Raw genomic sequence first — 16,920 nt, forward strand, 5'->3', positions numbered from 1 at the left:
GAAGGTTCAGCCGCGGCGTGCCGCTTCACGCCGCGCCCCGGTAACAAGGCTTGCCATGGATTTACGCAGCACCCAGACCATCACCGCATCGGGTACCGGAATCAAGGGAGTGGACTCCATCGAGTAGCGCACCGCCGTGCCGTGCGGGTGATCGGCGAGGGTAATGGTCCCGACATGAGAACGCACCGGTAGGCCGGCAACCACACGGTACTGAATGCGCTCCCCGGTAACGAGTTCAAGGATTTCTTCCTTGACACCGACGGGGCCGATGCCGATGCGGTGAATCGCCCCGACGCCCTGCCGTTCGGTACTGCCGGGACGCACCAGTTTCACGGTGAAGGGCAGAAACGCGTTGTATCCCTCACGGTCGGCGAGTAGTTCATAGACGGTGTCGCGGGGCGCCTCGAAGACCGTCTCCTCGACGTACTCAGCCATGTGATGTCCTCTCGTATCCGTTCAGTGTGTTCCGGACATGTCAGCGCTTTCGCACGCGCAACGCGTGTGAGCCCAATCGGGAGAAGCCTTTGACCCGCACGCCGCGCAGGTGACGCAGGGCGAACTCACCGTCGTCGCCCAGCGCCGCGGCCGCGCCGTCGTCGAGCAGGATGGTTCCTGGTCGGGCCACGCCGGTCAATCGCGCCGCGACGTTGACCACGGTGCCGTAAAGGTCGCCGTAGCGGCTCAGCACCTGCCCGTACGCCATACCCATGCGTATCTGGGGCATGTCCGGAATGGTTTGCGCGGCTTCGGTGATCGCGGTGTTCATGGCGACTGCGATGCGCGCGCCCGCGTCCGCGCTCGGCGCCGCGAACATGACTTCGTCGCCGACGTTCTTGATCACCCAGCCCCCGTGTGTGGTGATCGCTTCGGTGAGGGCGGTCTCGAATGCCTCCAGCAGATTGGCCAGCTCATCGGGATCCAGGTGGCGCGAGAGGCGGGTGTAGCCGACCATGTCGGCGAATCCGACAAGTAATTGTCTTGTGGTGCTACCAGATTCGTTCGTTCGATGGAGCGCGGCGGCCAAGTGCCGCTGCCACGCGTAGTCCTGTATCGCCGTCAGTGTCGAGATGGTTTGCGCGGCGGCGTCGGCGCTGGACTTGGCCGTCGCATCCTTTCCTTCCGCCGCGATGCGCTCTCCCACCTCGCGTGTGAGCAGATCCGCCTGCCACTCGGCCAGTCGTGCCATGGCCTGCCCGAGCGTGCGGGCCGCGGTAATTTGACTCTGCTCGTTGGCTGCCGCCGATGCGCCCAGCGCCGAGAAGGTGCGGACAGCAGCGACGTCGGCGTCGGTGAACACCACCTCGTCGTCACTTTCGGCTGCCGCGAAGCCCAGTGCCACCCAGAGTTTCCGGGCGCGTTCGACGGGTACCCCGGACAGCTCGGAGACCTGCGAGCGGGTGTACTTGCGCGGGCCGCCGAGCAATGCCCGTTCGAGCGCCGCGTCAACCACCTCGTTGAGCTCGCCAGACTCGGCCATCACGCCAGTACAACACACCTACAACTCGGTGTTCGCGATACCTGGCGAGTCGACGACAGTGTCAGGGACCTTGACTTGCTCCCGGGAAACCCCGAATATCTGCACAGGAATTCCTCGATAGTGAGGCGAAGGGACGGCGCGATGAACTGGAACTTCTTAGGGCACAACTGGCACCTCTTCGGCTGCCTGGCGGTCCTGGCCTTCGTGGCACTGCTGGTCTTCGCCACGTGCATGTTCGTGTACACCACGCGTCTCAGGAAGCAGACGGCATCGCCGCTGGCCGACAGCGTGGGCGGGTACCCGTTTGTGCTGAAGAAGGTCCGTAAACGCGAGCAGATGTCGGTGGAGGAACTTCACTTCGCCCGCCAGGCGATTGCCGACCGGGGGTCGCTGTGGGCGTTCTCCATCCCGGCCACCATTTTCAGTCTGGGCTGTTTTTATGTGCTCGGGAGTCTTGAGCAATTGCACGGAGCCACGCCTTCCGAGCGAACGTTCCTCGGGGTGATTCCCATGATCTCGTCCATCAACATCACCGCGCAGGTGCTCCGGATGAGACGCCTGAAAGGGCGACTGCCGCGGGTGTCCTGACGACACCTAACGGACTTTCAGCCCGATAGAAGTTGACTCTCGCATTCCCAGGTTTGGCTGATAGCATTCTGCACCGTACTCATGTCAGTTTCATTGACATACGGGCGGCGCGAGGTCGGGGAAAGGTGGCCGGGTGAGTCCACGTTCGGTTGGCAGAACGGTCCTGGCGCGCGCGTGGATGCCACTGGTCGCCGTCATCGCGCTCGGTGTGGCCGGGGGATCGATGTTCAAGGTGCATGAATTGTCCGCCCCGGGACCCGTGCTCACCGTGAACCCGCCACAGGCGCCTCCGGAGTTCACCCCCAAGACGCTCACGTACGAGGTATTCGGTTCGGTCGGGAATGGCGGAATGTTGAGCTACATCGATATCGACGGTCATCCGCACCAGGTCGACTTGAACGTGCTTCCGTGGTCTCACACGGAGACAACGACTCTCACCGTGGTGTCCGGCAGTATCTCGGCGCAGGTACACGGAGGCCAGATCGGCTGCCGGATACGGGTGAACGACGTTGTCCGCGATGAACAGTCCGATGATCATCCGGACGCGAACGTGATGTGCAGGGTGAAGTCGGCATGAGCGAGCATCAGGTCAAGCGTCCTTTCGTTCCCCGGATGGTCCGCATCTTCGCGGTGCCGATCATCGTGTTCTGGGCCATTGTCGCCGTGACGACGAATACCTTTGTGCCGCACGTGGAAGACGTTGCGGCCGAACTCGCCGGGCCGATGATTCCGCACTACGCCCCGTCGCAGCGCGCGATGTTGCAGATCGGCGAGAAGTTCCACGAGTCCACGAGCACCAGCCTGACCATGCTGGTGCTCGAAGCGGATCGGCCGCTCGGCGAGGCCGACCACCAGTACTACGACGGACTGGTGCGCAGGCTGAAGAACGACACCGCACACATCCAGTACGTCATGGATACGTGGGGCAAGCCGATCACCGCGGCCGGGGCGCAGAGTCTCGACGGCAAGTCCGCGTTCGTGTTGTTGCGCTTGGCCGGTGATATCGGCCAGATGGAGGCGAACAAGTCCGTCGAAGCGGTCAAGGACATGATCGACAAGGACACGCCGCCAGCAGGACTGAAGGTTTATGTCAGCGGCGCGGCGCCGCTCGCCTCGGACACCTTGAGTGTCGCGAACTCCAGCCTGAACAACATCACCATCGTGACGATCTTCCTCATCATCTTCATGCTGCTGATGGTGTATCGCTCGGTCACCACCATGCTGGTGCCGTTGTTCGGAGTTCTGGTCGAAATGCTGGTGGCGCGGGGAGTTGTCGCCACTCTCGGACACTTCGGATATATCGAGCTGTCCTCGTTCGCCGTGAACATCGTCATCTCGCTGACACTCGGTGCCGGAACCGACTACGGAATCTTCCTACTGGGGCGTTATCACGAGGCACGGAACTCGGGACTGGATCGCGAGGACGCCTTCTACGCGGCCTATCGCGGCGTCTCGCACGTCATCATCGGCTCGGGCCTGACCATCGCGGGAGCCGGCCTGTGCCTGAGCTTCGCGCGGCTCAACTACTTCCACACCATGGGCCCGGCGGTCGCGATCGGCATGTTGTTGACCATCGCGGCAGCGCTCACTCTCGGGCCGGCGATGCTGCACCTGGGCAGCCTGTTCGGCCTCTTCGATCCCAAGCAGAGAGCCAGGGCGCATCTGTACCGGCGCATCGGGGCGAGCGTAGTGCGTTGGCCCAAACCGATTTTGGTGGCGAGCTCCGCAGCCGTGTTGGTGGGTGCGGTCTTCGTGCCGACCTACCAAGTGAGCTATGACGACCGCGCCTATCAGCCGTCGGATGCTCCCGCCAAGGAAGGATTCGCGGCGGCGGACAGACACTTCCCGCCGAGCAAGCTATTCACCGAGATGCTCATGGTCGAGTCGGACCACGATATGCGCAACTCAGCCGACTTCATCTCCCTGGACCGAGTGTCCAAGAGCCTGGTACGGCTTCCCGGTGTCGCGATGGTGCAGAGCATCACCCGGCCCATGGGGCGTGCGCTCGAACATGCGTCCCTGCCGTACCTGTTCACGACCCAGGGAAGCGGAAACGGTCAGCAACTTCCGTTTACCAAGGCGCAGAACGCCAATACCGATCAGCAAGCCAAGATCATGGCGCACTCCGTCGCTGTCCTGCGACAGACCACCGACCTGACGCAAAAACTCGCGGACGAAATGCACAACACCGTCGTGACGATGGAGGACATGCAGCAGGTCACCCAGGACATGAATGAGAAGGTCTCGAACCTCGACGATTTCATGCGTCCACTGCGCAACTACTTCTACTGGGAACCGCACTGCTTCGACATCCCGGTCTGCTTGTCCTTCAGGTCCCTGTTCGACATGCTGGACAGCATCGACAAGCTGGCCGCCGACATCAAGGACGCAGTGGGTTCCCTGGAAGTCGTGGACCGGCTGCTGCCACAGATGGTGGCGCTGCTGAAGCTCACCGCCAATGACCAGGATGCCTTGCAGGCGCTCATCGTCAACACGTACGGCCAGACGAATCTGCAAGCCACGGCGACGGACCAGACCTTCGACGACTTGATCAACGTCGGTAATGACTTCGACGCCTCGCGTAGCGACGACTTCTTCTACATACCGCACGAAGCGTTCGACAACGAAGACATCAAAACCGGTATGACACTGATGATGTCACCGGACGGCAAGGCGGCCCGGTTCATCGTCACCCATATGGGTAATGCCATGGGGCCGGAAGGTATTGAGCACGTCAACGATTTCCCCGACGCCATCACGACGGCGCTCAAAGAAACCTCGTTGGCAGGGTCCAAGGTCTACATCGGTGGCGCCGGGTCGAACAACAAGGACATCAAGGAGTACGCCGCCTCGGATCTGCTCATCGCGGCTATTGCGGCCTTCACCCTGATCTTCTTGATCATGATGGTCATCACGCGAAGTCTGGTGGCTCCCTTCGTCATTATCGGAACGGTGGCCTTCTCCTTCGCGGGGGCGTTCGGCCTTTCGGTGCTCATCTGGCAGCATCTCGTGGGGTTACCCCTGCACTGGCTGATCCTGCCGTTGACGTTCATCATCCTGGTGGCGGTGGGTTCGGACTACAACCTGTTGTTGATTGCCCGGCTCAAAGAGGAGACGCACGCCGGGCTGAACACCGGACTCATTCGCGCACTGGGAAGTACCGGTGGTGTGGTGACATCGGCCGGTTTGGTCTTCGCGTTCACGATGCTGGCCATGCTGTCCAGTGATCTGCGCACCATCGGTCAGGTGGGCACCACCGTCTGTATCGGTCTGCTGCTCGACACACTGATTGTGCGTTCGTTTATCGTGCCTTCACTTGTTCGGCTGCTGGGGACGTGGTTCTGGTGGCCGACGCGGGTACTGGCCCGGCCGCCACGGGAATCTGTACGTTCCTGACGCGTTTCCGTAGCCGGGCCCTGCGGCGCCATTGCCAGGTGCTCAGGCCGGTGAGTGCAAGCAGCAGGGGAGCCATCCCGAGGACGAACCACATCGCACGCCAGTAGCCATTGACGGCAAGGCCGAAATGGGCGGCAGGGCCTGCCCATTCGTCGGCGATGGCATTCGATGCGCTCGTGGGCTTTCCGCGCAGGACTTGCACATGGCCGGCGTCGTGGGCGTCCACACCGATGGATCGGTTTCCGTGATAGTTGAGGCTGTGCGCTCGTAGATCAATACTCTCCGGGTCCAGTAGGTCGACCGTGTAGTACGGATTGTCCTCGTCGGGCATGCCGATCCAGGTCACCTCGGATCCAGGAAAGTGGCTCTCCGCCACGGCCATCGCGCGCTCGACGGTCACGTCCTCATCGCCCTGACCGCCGGTAAAGGCCCGTTCGGAAGGTTGTCCGCCAGTCAATGAGTACCAGAGGTTGGTGAGTCCGGGTGCCTCGAATTGCAACCCGGTCACTGCCCATACCAGCAGCGGTACGGTGGCGACGATGCCGATGACGGCGTGCAGATCGAAATCGCGAGCGAACCGGCCCGAGGACCACCGGACGCGAAGAGCGTTGCTGAGCTTACGGATTGCTTTCCACCAGATGAATGGTGCGGGAATCACCAACAAGAGTAGGACGGCGGCTGCGAATGCCAGCAGCGCCGAACCCCACGACAGTCCGGCGAATGCACCCAGTTGTGCCAGCGGACACGGCTGCGCGAGGAATGGCAGGTATCCGCTGTAGCCCTCGCAGGTGAAACCGCAGTCGTGCATGTTGACCAAGAAACCCAGTGTGCCTGCGCCAAGATCGAGGCGTCCGTTGAGAAGGCCGGTCCCGGCATCGACGAAGAACGTGTCATGCGTTTCCGAGGATGCGCGCAGTAGGTACACCCCGTCCTTGAGAGACGCACTGGCAAGCTGTAGTTCGGGATAGTGCGACCGTACTTCGGCGATGGCCCGAGTGAAACCGGCCGGGTTGTCGGTCGGTGTGGTGTGGAACATCTCGGGGTGTAATGCCCGGACCAGTTCCGGCTGGTAAACGAGGAGAGCGCCGCTGGTACTGACGACCACCACCAGGAGCCCACAGACAAGGCCGATCCAGCGATGGCTCAACACCAAAGCGCGTCTGGTTTTAAACGACACCCGACGCACGCCGAGTAACGCTAGCGCCGTCGGCCGGGCAATTGGGGCCTACGTCTGCGGTCTGCGCAGGATGGTGACGGACTCGTTGATCTTCTTGAACTTCGAGAAGGTTTCGGTCGGCACGCCGAATACCGCGGCCAGCACGTCGGGTGGCAACTTGGTGATCGAGGCACCAATTCCGATGTCGTCCTTGCCTTCCGCCGTACTGGCGTTGAACACAATCAGTAGCTTGAGGTCTTCGGTGCCCTTGTTCTCGAAGTAGTGCAGCGACCCCTGGGGCGCGAAGACGACATCACCGACGTGGGCGTCGAAGGTCTCCGAATGCCCCTCCGGATCCAACAGAGTCCACTTCGCCACGCCACTGGTGATGACGTTGATCTCCCACGCGCTGGGGTGCCAGTGCGGTTCTCGGATCCCGCCCGGCTGCAGGGTCACCATGACGATGCTCGCCTGTTGTCCGGTGAGGATCGGGAAGTTGCCCTCGTGAGCCTGGCGCAGGTCGCCTCCGTCGAAGGTCTGTGGCGTCAGCGCGCCGAGGTGAAACAGATGCGGCTGAGCGGTGTTCAGTTCGGCGGGGATGCGGGGATCGCCGAAGCGGGCGGCATCATCGGTCACGGTCACGTCCTCTGGCTTGTCGTGGGAGCGGGGGGTCGAGAACGCCCAGTCAGTGCCTGCACCGGCAGCGGCCGCGACCCCCGCGACGCCGACACTGCCGAGCACGGTGCGTCGATTGATTGGCTTCATAACTCGACGGTAGGACCGGCAGGACTGATTACGAAAGGCGATAGAACCGATTAGTTCAAACGGAAATCGCGTTTAATTCGAGGGCTGCGCAAGGACCGCGCCGCCAAGCCACCGTCTGAGGAAGCGGCGCAGCTCATCTCGAGAGCGCGTGGCCTCATTGGGGGAGACAAAGAACGACAGCATGACGCGGAGCGCGAACTCCACGAGCCCACGCTTGGCATCGTCGTCGTATCCGTACTGATCCCAGTCGACGTCGAATCGGCCGAGCATGCGTAGGCCGAACGCCTGCGCCTCATCCGACGTCATGTCGCTGGTGTGTGAATGTGCATACGGCTCGGACATCATGATGCCCAAATGCGGTGTGCGCGTGACCTCTTCCAGGGTGTAGAGCACCCCTTCGGTGAGTGCCTCGGCGGGGTTGGTAATGCCGCGCACCACTTCCGCCAGCCGGTCGAGGAAGCCGTCGACCGACGCAAGGGATGCGGCATGCATCAGCGCGTCGGCCGTGGGGAAATACCGATAGACCGTTTGCCGAATGACACCGAGTTCGGCCGCCACATCGGCAAGGCTCACGGCCTTACCGGTTTCACCGATTAGCTTCACTGCCGCGGCGACGATTCGTTCGGAGGCTTCCTGGTCACTGCTGGGGGGTTGGCCGTCCCACCCCCGCCTACGCGCCATCGCTGAACTCCCCGGCCGCCGGCATCTATGCAGCATATCGCCGTTGACATCGGCGACTCATTCCAGTAATCATACGGATCAACAACTATTTGTCTTATTGTATGTTTAAGCGAGGTGCTTCCGATGACCGAACTCATCGTGCGCAAGCTGCGGTTTGCGTTCGCCGACCACCACGTCCCGTTCCTCTGGAACGAGTCCAACCCGGCGTTTTCGAGCATGGCCAACGCGGTTTCCTTCCTGGCGATTGCATTCGAGAAGATGATCGGCCAGATGATCCCCGAGGCCATGCCGTTGATCACCGATCCTGGGATCGCCGCCGAGGCGGAGGCATTTGTTCGGCAAGAGGGCCAGCACTCCATGGGCCATCGCCAGCATGCGAAGGGTCTGATCAAGAGTTATCCGGGGCTCAAGGAGACCCTGGATGAGGTGATTGCCGCCTTCGACGATCTGACCGCGAACAAGCCGTTGAAGTACCGGTTGGCCTACACCGCCGACCTGGAGGCGACGTTCACGCCGGTGTTCAAGCTGATGCTCGATCATGACGACACGTTGTTCGCGCCGGGTGACGATCGCGTTGCGTCGTTGTTCCTGTGGCACTTCGTCGAAGAGGTAGAGCACCGCAGCTCGGCGTTGATCATCTATGACGCGGTGGCCGCCGATCCCTGGTATCGCATGCGGGTGGCGCCGTCGATCTTCAGGCATGTCTGGGCGGTGCTGCGCATCGCCTGCGAAGGCTTCAACAAGCATGTTCCCCTCGAGGATCGCAAGATCGACGCGTTGTCGATGTTCGGTATGCAGGCGCGTAAAAAGGCGCTGCTGCAACGCCTCTCGTTCATCGATGCGCCTTACGACGGGCCCATCGAGAACGCGTTCAGTCAATTGCCGATACGGGAGGTGATGGTGGCAATGTCGGGAGCGGTGCGCAGTCAGATCCCGGGACATAATCCAGCGCATGAGAAACTGCCCGCGCTGGCCGACGAATGGTTCGCCCGGTACGAGGCCGGTTACGAAGTCACGCAGTGGTACACCGCCGACCGAGCGGGACGGGTGGGCGTTTGAGCATGTCTGATCTGTGTGCGCCCACCTTTGCCGATCTCGCGGCGCGGCTGGGATTTTCGTGTGACACCGCTGGTGGGGTCGCCGCGTTGCGCAGTCCATTCGCGCTCGAGAACTGGACGCTGCCGGTCCTGGAGCTGACGGTGATCGCGGGAGCCCTCTTGGCGCTGGTGTACGCGATCATCCGGCTACGGCGCCACAACGATCCCACGAACATTGTGGTGTGGTTCGGAGCGATCGCCTATCTGTTGATCATCGAGCCGCCGCTGTACTTCCCCGGGCCGTTCGGCATCAGTGAGCACGTGGACACGATGTTCGCGCACAACGTATTTACGGTGGACTTTCTGTGGGGCCGACTACCGCTCTACATCATCGCGATCTACCCGATGATGGCCACCGTGGCCTTTGAGATTGTCAGGACACTCGGGGTTTTTCGCCGCCATGGCGCGTTGGCCGGAGCGGCCTGCGTTGGTTTGGTGCATCACGCGTTCTACGAGATCTTCGACCACCTAGGCCCGCAATTGCGTTGGTGGGAATGGACTCTGGACAATCCGATGAACAAACCGTTCTTCGATTCGGTGCCGATGGGTAGTGTCGTGGTCTTCGCGGCACTGTGGCCGATGTCCCTGGCATTGTGTGCGCAGCTGTTTGTGGGCCGCCACGTGGACGAAGGACGATCCTTCGCTCCCGGTCAGATTGTCTGGCGCACAGTGGTTATCGGTGTGCTTGCTTCGATCGGTACCGCGGTGCTGCCACTGCCCGCGACCATTGCCGGTGCGGTATCGGGCAGCACTACCGTCGTCGGCGTCGTGTACGCGCTGGAGCTGATCGTGCTGGTGGCGGTGGCGGTGCCCGTGCTCATCACACAGTGGCTCGCTGTGCGCCGCGACGGCACGAACGGCTATACCACGCATCCGGCCATCCTGATCTACGCCGGGGTCTATTTGGCGGTGATGACGCTGCTGTGGGCCACCGCACTACCCGGCTACTTCGGAGCAACGAATGGCGTTACCGCCAAGGGGGATCCCATCGGCAGTCTGTGGTACGCCGTGATGTGTCTGGGCGTCGCGGCGGCGTGCACAGCCGCCGCCTGGACCGTCATCGCGCCTATCCGTCGAGATGACCTGAGCCGGGAGGTGCGCACAATAGCGGTCAGCACCGGCGAATTCTAGAGCCAGCCTGGTCAATCTGGCGGGTCCAGATTGTCCAAACCGGCTATGGCGTACCGGTTGCTTTCGGCTAGACACTCGGTGAATGCGGATGGCATCGACGCACCCGAATGCTTGCTGGTGGTCTGGGGTAAGGCCGTGACACGCCCAAAATTTCGCGGCGCGGAAGCGCGCTTGGATGAGCTGGAGTGGCAGGTCAATGCGGTCTGCCGCGGGATGTCGACGGACATCTTCTACTTCGCCGAAACGCAGCGCGGCACCGTGCGGAAGCAGTACGAGATACAGGCGAAAAAGATCTGCAACGAGTGCCCGGTGCGAATGCCGTGCGCGGCTTATGCGATAAGAACTGATGAACCGCACGGTGTTTGGGGTGCGATGACAACGCGCGAGCGCCGAATAGCTATGACGCGGTCACAGCGTAAGTCCGTCGCAGCGGATCAGCTCACATCTTGATTGACGGCAGCAGCCGCGTCAGATTCCATAGCTGATTGCGCCGGGCGGACAGGCTGGTGATGAGCAACCCGCCTACGAGAATGAACAGCAGCGTGATCACCGCCTGCCATAACCTGCCATCGATGCCGCCCAGGATCAGCTGACGTAGTCCGTCGACGCCGTACGTCATCGGATCATATTTGTGCAGCACCTGGAATGGTCTCGATGTCGTCTCTACCGGATACATGCCGCCGGCGCTGACCAGTTGCAGCATCAGTAGTGCCATCAGCAATACGCGCCCAACGGCCGGTCCGACCAGTGCGTTGATTGCCTGGGTCGCGGCGACGAACGCGAAGGACACCAGCACCATGAAGGCGAGCATCGCGACCGGGTGCGCGGCGTGCATCCCGAGCGCAAACCGCACCACGCAGTACAGGATGACTGCCTGGAAGATCCCGATGGTGGCGGCGGGCAGATAGCTGGACAGCGCCACCCGGATGGGGAGTACCTCCGCCGCAATGGCACGGGTCTGCAAGGGACGCAATATCATCCACAAGACCAGTGCGCCGAAGAACAATGCGAGTGTGACAAAGAACGGTGCCATGCCGGTGCCGAAGTTGGGCGCGGCGTTCTCATGTGAGGTCTCCAGATGAACCGGCCCGCCGATGGTATCGGCGATGGCATCTTTCTGCTGTGCGTTCCAGTTGGGCACCTGCTTAGCGCCATCGGCGAGCTTGGTCGCCAATTCCGCTGAACCGGAGCGCAGCTGCGCGGTTCCCGATTTCAGTTGTTGCGCACCGTCATCCATTTGTGCGATACCACTGGCCAACTGTGCGTTTCCGGTGGCGAGCTGCTGAGCGCCGTTGCGCATCTGATTGAGCTTGTTGGTGAGCTCCTGTCCCTTGCCGCCGACCTGATCGAGCGCGGACTTCAATGGACTGCCCGGCCCGCGTAGCGTCTCGGTCATCGCGATGGAAGCGTTTTCGGCATCGGTCAGCTGCTGCCGGACCTGAGGCGTGAACTGATGCTCGCGCAGCTGATCCTGTATCCCGCGCAACGTATTGGCAGCCGGGTCCTGGCGCCCGGCAAGCTGATCGATCACCGCGGTGAGCGCGTTGGCGGCGCCGTCCTGCGCCTTGGCGATACCGTCGATCTGATCGTTGGCCTGCCGGAGCGCGTCGGTACCCTGCTGCAGTTTGTCGGTGCTACCGCCGATGTTCGAGACTGCCTTGGTCACGGTCAACAGGGGGTCGGTGGCCTGGTTGATGCCGTCGGAAAGTTGTTTGGCTCCGGTGGCCAATTGCGCCGACCCGGGACGGGCGGTGTGTAGCCCGGCGGCGAGCTGACCCGCACCGTCATCGACCTTGGTCGCGCCATCGGCGAGCTGCCGAGCACCGTCGGCGGCCTGCTGGATACCCGCACCCGAGGAAACCACCACGGACAGAACTTGATTCACGGCCTGGCCGGAGATGCGTGTTGACACGGCATTGAGTACCTGGTCGATGGCGGTGCGACCGATACTGGACGAGATGTAGTTGTTAGCGTCGTTGTAAACGGCAACCAGGTTGGCTTGCTTCGGTTCTCCGGTCAGTGGTGAGGCGATGGCCTCGCTGAAGTCCGGTGGCAGTTCCAGCATGAAGTAGTAGTTGCCATGGTCGACCCCGGTACGCGCCTCGTCGAGACTCAGCACGTGCCAGTCCATGCTGCCGTCGGCGGTCAGACTCTTGGAGATCTCTTCGCCGATGTTGACGTGCTGGCCTGAGACGGTGGCGCCCTTGTCGGCGTTGACCAGAGCCACGGGCATCTTGTTGACATGGCCGAACGGGTCCCAGTACGCCCACAGATACAGCGCGCCGTACACCAGCGGCAGCAGCATCAGTACCACGATCGCGGCGCGGGTCATCCGGCTGCGGCTGAAACGCTTTATTTCTGAACCAAATGCGAGCCCAGCGAGCATGGGTTAGTCCCTCCCAGTGAGGATGCGGTGGTCGTGCAAGTCGTGAACGGGTGCGTCGGCACCCAGGGGATTGGTCACTCCGACGATGACGGTGCGGTTCTCGGCGATCACACCGAGCCGTTCGACTGCCAGGGCTCGGCGCGCGTTATCGCGGACCTGCTCCAGGTCACCGACCACCAGAATGGGGCGATCCGAGAGCAACGCCAGTGTGATGCGCAACAGAAACAGATCCAGGTCGGACAGTTCGACGATGAATGTTTCGTTCTTCGGCGGTGGGAGCTCACCGAACACCTCGTCCAGTTTGTCGCGCCCGGTATCGGTGGAAACACGGGAGAACCACGGTGCCAGCCAGTTGCGTTGTTCGGCGAGCACCGTCTGGACCGTCACCGTCTCTTCGAGCTCGTCGATATCGGCGAACGCGGCGATGGCGCAGTGCCGGCGGATCGCACGCGGGTCGGTATCACCCATCACGGTGACGGCGCCGTGGCTCGCCTTCAGCCGGCCTGCCAGCGTGAGTAGTAAGCAATGCTGCCCCGGACCGCCCGGCATTTGGATGGCGTGAAAGCCGGAGGTCAGTTCCAGGTTGATGCCTGAGAAGAGTGGACCGTGCTCGCCGTCCACACCGAGTTCGGTCGCGGTGATCAGCGCCGGAGCTGTTTCGCTGGGCGCCTCGGGTACGGCGATATCCGTTTCGTCCGGCGTGGTGTCCGGTTCGTCCTGTGCGTTCACGGTTGCTCGTTTCAGATCGCGGACTGAGACGTCCATTCGATCAAACATCACTCTGCCCGGGGTAATCAGCGTGATCTCGGGGCGATCTCGGGGCGATCTGGGATGTTCGCGCCGACCTCACGTTCTCGCGTACCGCAGCGTCTTCCCGGTATGACGACATCGATATGGCATTCCACGACGGAGACCACACTGGGCACGCTCACGCTGGTCCGCGATGTCGAGGGCCTCCGCGGAATCTATTTCCCACACCACTGGCACCGGCCGGATCCTGCGACGTTTGGCCCGCATCGCGGCGAGGGATTCGACGATGTCGCTCGTCAGCTGACCGAGTATCTGAACGGTGGCCGCCAAGAGTTCGATCTGGCCGTAGTACCGCACGGTGACGCGCTCCAGATAAAGGTGTGGTCTCTGCTCGACCGGATTCCGTACGGGCAAACCATCGCCTACGGCGAGCTGGCAGCCGAGATCGGACATGATGTGACGGCCCAGCAGGTCGGCGCGGCGGTAGGCCGCAACCCGTTGTCGATCGTGGTGCCATGTCATCGTGTGATCGGCCGTAACGGAAAGCTCACCGGCTACGCCGGTGGCATCGCGCGGAAGCAGTATCTGTTGGACCTTGAACGCGACTATGCGAGCCGTGCCAGCGGTGCGCCATTTCAGTGCACGTTGCTATCGGGGCTGCCACCGCAAGATCCGCAGCATTGCGATCTCACGAAACCACGCGGGCGAGCGTCTGCATAGTGTGAGTGCCCAGTGAGTGCCGTGCTGAAAGCCAAACAACCCTTCGAGACGGTGGTCAGTGACCACGGTCCCGCGGTCTTGCGCGTGTGCCGAGCGGTGGTCGGACCGATCGATGCCGACGACGCGTGGTCGGACACCTTCTTGGCTGCGATGAAGGCCTACCCGGACCTTCCGGTCGACGCGAACGTCGAGGCCTGGTTGGTGACGATCGCGCACCGCAAAGCAATCGACATCACGCGAGCGCGGGCACGGCGAGCGATCCCGACCGATACCGTGCCCGAGACGCAGGCGGCCCCTGCGGCCGAACGTGACGATGATCTGGTGGAAGCCCTAGATCGTTTGCCGGACAAACAGAAACACGCGGTTACCTACCACTATCTTGCCGGCCTGCCCTACGCCGATGTCGCTGCGATTCTCGGCGGCAGCGTGGATGCCTCGCGTCGCGCCGCGGCTGATGGCATCGCGGCGCTCAGACGCACGTACGCCCAGCATGGGAGATCACGATGAACGACACAGAATTCATTCACGACCTGGTACGGGTCGCTGACGATGCCGACAAGCTGTCCGGGCTGCGGGCCCGGTTGGCTGTCGCGGCCGAGCGTGAGGGCATCCTCGATGTTGCCTACCGGGTACTCGACGCACCGGTCGGCCCCCTGTTGGTGGCGGCCACCACGCAGGGCTTGATCCGGGTGGCATATGCCCGCGAGGATCACGATGCCGTCCTGCAGCAGCTAGCCGACAAGGTCAGCCCCCGCATCCTGCACGCACCCCGCCGCCTCGACCTCGCGGCCCGCGAACTCGACGAATACTTCGCCGGTACCCGACAGGACTTCGACATCCCCTTGGACTGGCGCCTGTCGGCCGGGTTCCGTAGCACCGTGCTGCACCATCTGCACGAGATCGGCTATGGGCGTACCGCGAGTTATGCCGCGGTCGCCAAGCTCGCGGGTAGCCCGAAAGCTGTTCGCGCGGTGGGCACTGCCTGCGCCACCAATCCGCTACCGGTTGTGGTGCCGTGTCATCGGGTGGTGCGCAGCGATGGCGCGATGGGCGGCTACCTGGGCGGGGTGGAGGCCAAGCGACTGCTGCTGGATCTGGAGGCCGCGGCGTGAGCGCAACCCAGGCAGTGGACCCCTGGCAGGAAAGGGTCGACGGCACCGACTGGTGCAGCGTCGGAAGTGAGTTGGATGCCATCGGCTGCGCGGTGACTGGGCAGCTGCTGACACCGGAGGAAGCAGGCGCGATCGCGGGACTGTATTCCGATGCGGCCCGGTTCCGCTCGACGGTCAACATGAGCCGGCACCGCTTCGGAGAGGGCGAGTACCGGTATTTCGCCCAGCCCTATCCCGAGGCGGTCGTTGCACTGAAGCGGGCGCTGTACCCCAGGCTGCTTCCCATCGCCCGAGATTGGTGGACCCGGCTCGGCCGACCGACCCCGTGGCCCGACGACCTGGACCAGTGGTTGCGCATGTGTCATGCCGCCGGACAGACCAAATCGACAGTGATCCTGCTCAAGTACGGGGCGGGGGACTGGAACGCCCTGCACCGAGATCTATACGGGGAATTGGTTTTTCCGCTTCAAGTGGTTATCAACCTGAGCGACTCGGGTGTCGATCACACCGGCGGGGAGTTCCTGCTCTACGAGCAGCGGCCGCGCGCTCAGTCACGCGGCACAGCCCTGACGATCCCGTACGGACATGGGCTTGTCTTCACCACCCGGGATCGCCCGGTGCGATCGGTGCGCGGCTGGTCGGCGGCACCGGTGCGCCATGGGGTTTCGATGATCCGCAGCGGTACCCGGTACACGCTCGGTCTGGTCTTCCATGATGCGGCATGACGGCGTCAGCTAAGCGCTACAGTCTGATCGGCGTCGACGGACGGCCGTACACCAGTTCGGCACCGGGCACCTTCGGTGGACATCGCCGCAACAAGCTGTACGGTCGGCTCGACTGCCCCACGGCTTTACGCGCCCTTGCCGCCGGTGGCTACGCGCGCAACCGAGTCTTCTTCGCCGACGAGCCAACCGCGATCGCTGCGGGATTCCGGCCCTGTGCGGTATGCCTTCCCCAGGCTTACCGCACCTGGAAGGTCAGAGGTTCCCGGAGAGATACGGGTCCCCGTCGAACCGTTCACGGGTGACGAACTCCTCGACACCATTGCGCCGTAGCTTCGTCAGCTGTTTGACCGGCTTGCCGATGGGCAATACCGCGGCCACCGCATGCGTATCGGGAATCTCCAGCAGGTCGCGGACTTTCGGCTCCTGTGCCACGGCCATAGTGGTGAGGGTGCCGCCGTACCCTTCCGCTCGCGCGGCCAACAGGATGTTCCACACCAGCGGATAGATCGAGGCTCCGCCGATGACTCCAACGCGGTCCAGATCCTGATCTGTCGCGGCGATCAATCGCAGGTCTACGCACACGACGAGAACAACAGAGGCAGTACGCAGTGGTGTGAATACCGACTCAGGAACGGTCGTCGCGGCGATGGTTTCCGCGGTGGCCGTGGTGGGGCTCACCGGATTCCAGGGTGACTCGCCGGCCACGATCTGTGCGAAGTAGCGGCGTGCGCCGGGTGTGGTCGCCTCGATGAGACCCTCGCGCGTCTCCGGGGCCGTGACCACGATGATGTGGCCGGCTTGCCGGTTACCGCCGCTGGGTGCGAATCGGGCGTTATCCAGGATCCGGTCTAACACGTTGTCGGGCAGCGGTTCCCCGGTGAATTCGCGCGCCGCGAACGTGCTGCGCATGACGTCGTAGAGCTCCATGTTGTCACT

Annotated in this window: 19 protein-coding genes; 11 read left to right on the plus strand and 8 right to left on the minus strand. The window is 62.8% G+C overall.

Annotated features, from left to right (window positions below; translation table 11 throughout):
- Nucleotides 1-6: 6 nt before the first annotated feature.
- A complete protein-coding gene (locus BKG76_RS11690; protein WP_070937783.1) occupies nucleotides 7-435 on the minus strand; it encodes an SRPBCC family protein in 429 nt (142 codons plus the stop codon).
- A 40-nt stretch (nucleotides 436-475) separates the two neighbouring features.
- Complete coding sequence (locus BKG76_RS11695; RefSeq protein ID WP_070937784.1) at nucleotides 476-1,477, minus strand: adenylate/guanylate cyclase domain-containing protein; 1,002 nt, start codon at nucleotides 1,475-1,477, stop codon at nucleotides 476-478.
- A 141-nt stretch (nucleotides 1,478-1,618) separates the two neighbouring features.
- On the opposite strand from BKG76_RS11695, the gene BKG76_RS11700 reads away from it, so the two are divergent.
- The 3 genes from BKG76_RS11700 to BKG76_RS11710 all read left to right on the plus strand — a co-directional run bounded on the left by BKG76_RS11700 (nucleotide 1,619) and on the right by BKG76_RS11710 (nucleotide 5,461).
- A complete protein-coding gene (locus tag BKG76_RS11700; protein ID WP_070937785.1) occupies nucleotides 1,619-2,065 on the plus strand; it encodes a hypothetical protein in 447 nt (148 codons plus the stop codon).
- 178 nt (nucleotides 2,066-2,243) lie between these two features.
- The gene (locus tag BKG76_RS11705) at nucleotides 2,244-2,642 is read left to right on the plus strand and encodes an MmpS family transport accessory protein (protein ID WP_083338019.1); all 399 of its coding nucleotides are present in this window, start codon (nucleotides 2,244-2,246) and stop codon (nucleotides 2,640-2,642) included.
- 35 nt (nucleotides 2,643-2,677) lie between these two features.
- The gene (locus tag BKG76_RS11710) at nucleotides 2,678-5,461 is read left to right on the plus strand and encodes an MMPL/RND family transporter (RefSeq protein ID WP_070939155.1); all 2,784 of its coding nucleotides are present in this window, start codon (nucleotides 2,678-2,680) and stop codon (nucleotides 5,459-5,461) included.
- Here BKG76_RS11710 and BKG76_RS11715 read toward each other — a convergent pair.
- The 3 genes from BKG76_RS11715 to BKG76_RS11725 all read right to left on the minus strand — a co-directional run bounded on the left by BKG76_RS11715 (nucleotide 5,367) and on the right by BKG76_RS11725 (nucleotide 8,063).
- Nucleotides 5,367-6,638 carry a PepSY-associated TM helix domain-containing protein gene (locus BKG76_RS11715; RefSeq protein WP_070939156.1) on the minus strand — a complete coding sequence of 424 codons (1,272 nt, stop codon included), beginning with the start codon at nucleotides 6,636-6,638 and terminating at the stop codon, nucleotides 5,367-5,369. The genes BKG76_RS11710 and BKG76_RS11715 overlap by 95 nt on opposite strands.
- Before the next feature lie 48 nt (nucleotides 6,639-6,686).
- A complete protein-coding gene (locus BKG76_RS11720; protein WP_070937787.1) occupies nucleotides 6,687-7,382 on the minus strand; it encodes a cupin domain-containing protein in 696 nt (231 codons plus the stop codon).
- A gap of 72 nt (nucleotides 7,383-7,454) precedes the next feature.
- Nucleotides 7,455-8,063, minus strand: a complete 609-nt coding sequence (locus tag BKG76_RS11725) for a TetR/AcrR family transcriptional regulator (RefSeq protein ID WP_070937788.1) — start codon at nucleotides 8,061-8,063, stop codon at nucleotides 7,455-7,457.
- Nucleotides 8,064-8,186: 123 nt separating this feature from the next.
- Here BKG76_RS11725 and BKG76_RS11730 point away from each other — a divergent pair, with 123 nt between their 5' ends.
- From BKG76_RS11730 to BKG76_RS25445, 3 genes are read left to right on the plus strand one after another with little or no spacing between them, the layout of a single operon-like run.
- Nucleotides 8,187-9,122 carry a metal-dependent hydrolase gene (locus BKG76_RS11730; RefSeq protein WP_070937789.1) on the plus strand — a complete coding sequence of 312 codons (936 nt, stop codon included), beginning with the start codon at nucleotides 8,187-8,189 and terminating at the stop codon, nucleotides 9,120-9,122.
- Between the two features lie 2 nt (nucleotides 9,123-9,124).
- Complete coding sequence (locus BKG76_RS11735; protein WP_070937790.1) at nucleotides 9,125-10,291, plus strand: DUF7802 domain-containing protein; 1,167 nt, start codon at nucleotides 9,125-9,127, stop codon at nucleotides 10,289-10,291.
- A gap of 45 nt (nucleotides 10,292-10,336) precedes the next feature.
- Nucleotides 10,337-10,741: a WhiB family transcriptional regulator gene (locus BKG76_RS25445; protein WP_078333566.1), complete on the plus strand. Its 405-nt coding sequence runs from the start codon at nucleotides 10,337-10,339 to the stop codon at nucleotides 10,739-10,741.
- On the opposite strand, the gene BKG76_RS11745 is transcribed toward BKG76_RS25445, so the two are convergent.
- Entirely contained in the window at nucleotides 10,731-12,677 is a 1,947-nt protein-coding gene (locus tag BKG76_RS11745) for a YhgE/Pip domain-containing protein (protein ID WP_070937791.1), read from the minus strand. The genes BKG76_RS25445 and BKG76_RS11745 overlap by 11 nt on opposite strands.
- Before the next feature lie 3 nt (nucleotides 12,678-12,680).
- On the minus strand, nucleotides 12,681-13,406 hold the full coding sequence (locus tag BKG76_RS11750) for a hypothetical protein (RefSeq protein WP_070939158.1): 726 nt from the start codon (nucleotides 13,404-13,406) through the stop codon (nucleotides 12,681-12,683).
- A gap of 150 nt (nucleotides 13,407-13,556) precedes the next feature.
- Between BKG76_RS11750 and BKG76_RS11755 the strand changes: the two genes are divergently transcribed.
- The 5 genes from BKG76_RS11755 to BKG76_RS24425 are packed head-to-tail and all read left to right on the plus strand — an operon-like array spanning nucleotide 13,557 to nucleotide 16,286.
- Complete coding sequence (locus tag BKG76_RS11755; protein ID WP_070937792.1) at nucleotides 13,557-14,147, plus strand: methylated-DNA--[protein]-cysteine S-methyltransferase; 591 nt, start codon at nucleotides 13,557-13,559, stop codon at nucleotides 14,145-14,147.
- Nucleotides 14,148-14,171: 24 nt separating this feature from the next.
- Nucleotides 14,172-14,654: an RNA polymerase sigma factor gene (locus tag BKG76_RS11760; protein ID WP_070939159.1), complete on the plus strand. Its 483-nt coding sequence runs from the start codon at nucleotides 14,172-14,174 to the stop codon at nucleotides 14,652-14,654.
- The gene (locus BKG76_RS11765; RefSeq protein ID WP_070937793.1) at nucleotides 14,651-15,259 is read left to right on the plus strand and encodes a methylated-DNA--[protein]-cysteine S-methyltransferase; all 609 of its coding nucleotides are present in this window, start codon (nucleotides 14,651-14,653) and stop codon (nucleotides 15,257-15,259) included. The genes BKG76_RS11760 and BKG76_RS11765 overlap by 4 nt, the downstream gene beginning before the upstream one ends.
- On the plus strand, nucleotides 15,256-15,984 hold the full coding sequence (locus BKG76_RS11770; protein WP_083338020.1) for a 2OG-Fe(II) oxygenase: 729 nt from the start codon (nucleotides 15,256-15,258) through the stop codon (nucleotides 15,982-15,984). The genes BKG76_RS11765 and BKG76_RS11770 overlap by 4 nt, the downstream gene beginning before the upstream one ends.
- Nucleotides 15,981-16,286: an Ada metal-binding domain-containing protein gene (locus BKG76_RS24425; protein WP_083338021.1), complete on the plus strand. Its 306-nt coding sequence runs from the start codon at nucleotides 15,981-15,983 to the stop codon at nucleotides 16,284-16,286. Before BKG76_RS11770 ends, BKG76_RS24425 begins: the two co-directional genes overlap by 4 nt.
- Here BKG76_RS24425 and BKG76_RS11775 read toward each other — a convergent pair.
- On the minus strand, nucleotides 16,237-16,911 hold the full coding sequence (locus BKG76_RS11775) for a nitroreductase family protein (protein WP_070937794.1): 675 nt from the start codon (nucleotides 16,909-16,911) through the stop codon (nucleotides 16,237-16,239). The two genes, BKG76_RS24425 and BKG76_RS11775, sit on opposite strands and share 50 nt — an antisense overlap.
- Nucleotides 16,912-16,920 lie beyond the last annotated feature (9 nt).

The sequence above is a fragment of the Mycobacteroides franklinii genome, assembly GCF_001853795.1.
In the GTDB taxonomy this organism is placed as follows: Bacteria; Actinomycetota; Actinomycetes; order Mycobacteriales; family Mycobacteriaceae; genus Mycobacterium; species Mycobacterium franklinii.

Excerpts from the sequence above, each read along its gene's own strand:
- BKG76_RS11695 (WP_070937784.1), bottom strand. The coding sequence starts at position 1,477 with ATGGCCGAGTCTGGCGAGCTCAACGAGGTGGTTGACGCGGCGCTCGAA.
- BKG76_RS11705 (WP_083338019.1), top strand. The coding sequence starts at position 2,244 with ATGCCACTGGTCGCCGTCATCGCGCTCGGTGTGGCCGGGGGATCGATG.
- BKG76_RS11720 (WP_070937787.1), bottom strand. The coding sequence starts at position 7,382 with ATGAAGCCAATCAATCGACGCACCGTGCTCGGCAGTGTCGGCGTCGCG.
- BKG76_RS11690 (WP_070937783.1), bottom strand. The coding sequence starts at position 435 with ATGGCTGAGTACGTCGAGGAGACGGTCTTCGAGGCGCCCCGCGACACC.
- BKG76_RS11730 (WP_070937789.1), top strand. The coding sequence starts at position 8,187 with ATGACCGAACTCATCGTGCGCAAGCTGCGGTTTGCGTTCGCCGACCAC.
- BKG76_RS25445 (WP_078333566.1), top strand. The coding sequence starts at position 10,337 with ATGGCGTACCGGTTGCTTTCGGCTAGACACTCGGTGAATGCGGATGGC.
- BKG76_RS11745 (WP_070937791.1), bottom strand. The coding sequence starts at position 12,677 with ATGCTCGCTGGGCTCGCATTTGGTTCAGAAATAAAGCGTTTCAGCCGC.
- BKG76_RS24425 (WP_083338021.1), top strand. The coding sequence starts at position 15,981 with ATGACGGCGTCAGCTAAGCGCTACAGTCTGATCGGCGTCGACGGACGG.
- BKG76_RS11775 (WP_070937794.1), bottom strand. The coding sequence starts at position 16,911 with ATGGAGCTCTACGACGTCATGCGCAGCACGTTCGCGGCGCGCGAATTC.
- BKG76_RS11725 (WP_070937788.1), bottom strand. The coding sequence starts at position 8,063 with ATGGCGCGTAGGCGGGGGTGGGACGGCCAACCCCCCAGCAGTGACCAG.
- BKG76_RS11710 (WP_070939155.1), top strand. The coding sequence starts at position 2,678 with ATGGTCCGCATCTTCGCGGTGCCGATCATCGTGTTCTGGGCCATTGTC.
- BKG76_RS11700 (WP_070937785.1), top strand. The coding sequence starts at position 1,619 with ATGAACTGGAACTTCTTAGGGCACAACTGGCACCTCTTCGGCTGCCTG.
- BKG76_RS11765 (WP_070937793.1), top strand. The coding sequence starts at position 14,651 with ATGAACGACACAGAATTCATTCACGACCTGGTACGGGTCGCTGACGAT.
- BKG76_RS11755 (WP_070937792.1), top strand. The coding sequence starts at position 13,557 with ATGACGACATCGATATGGCATTCCACGACGGAGACCACACTGGGCACG.
- BKG76_RS11735 (WP_070937790.1), top strand. The coding sequence starts at position 9,125 with ATGTCTGATCTGTGTGCGCCCACCTTTGCCGATCTCGCGGCGCGGCTG.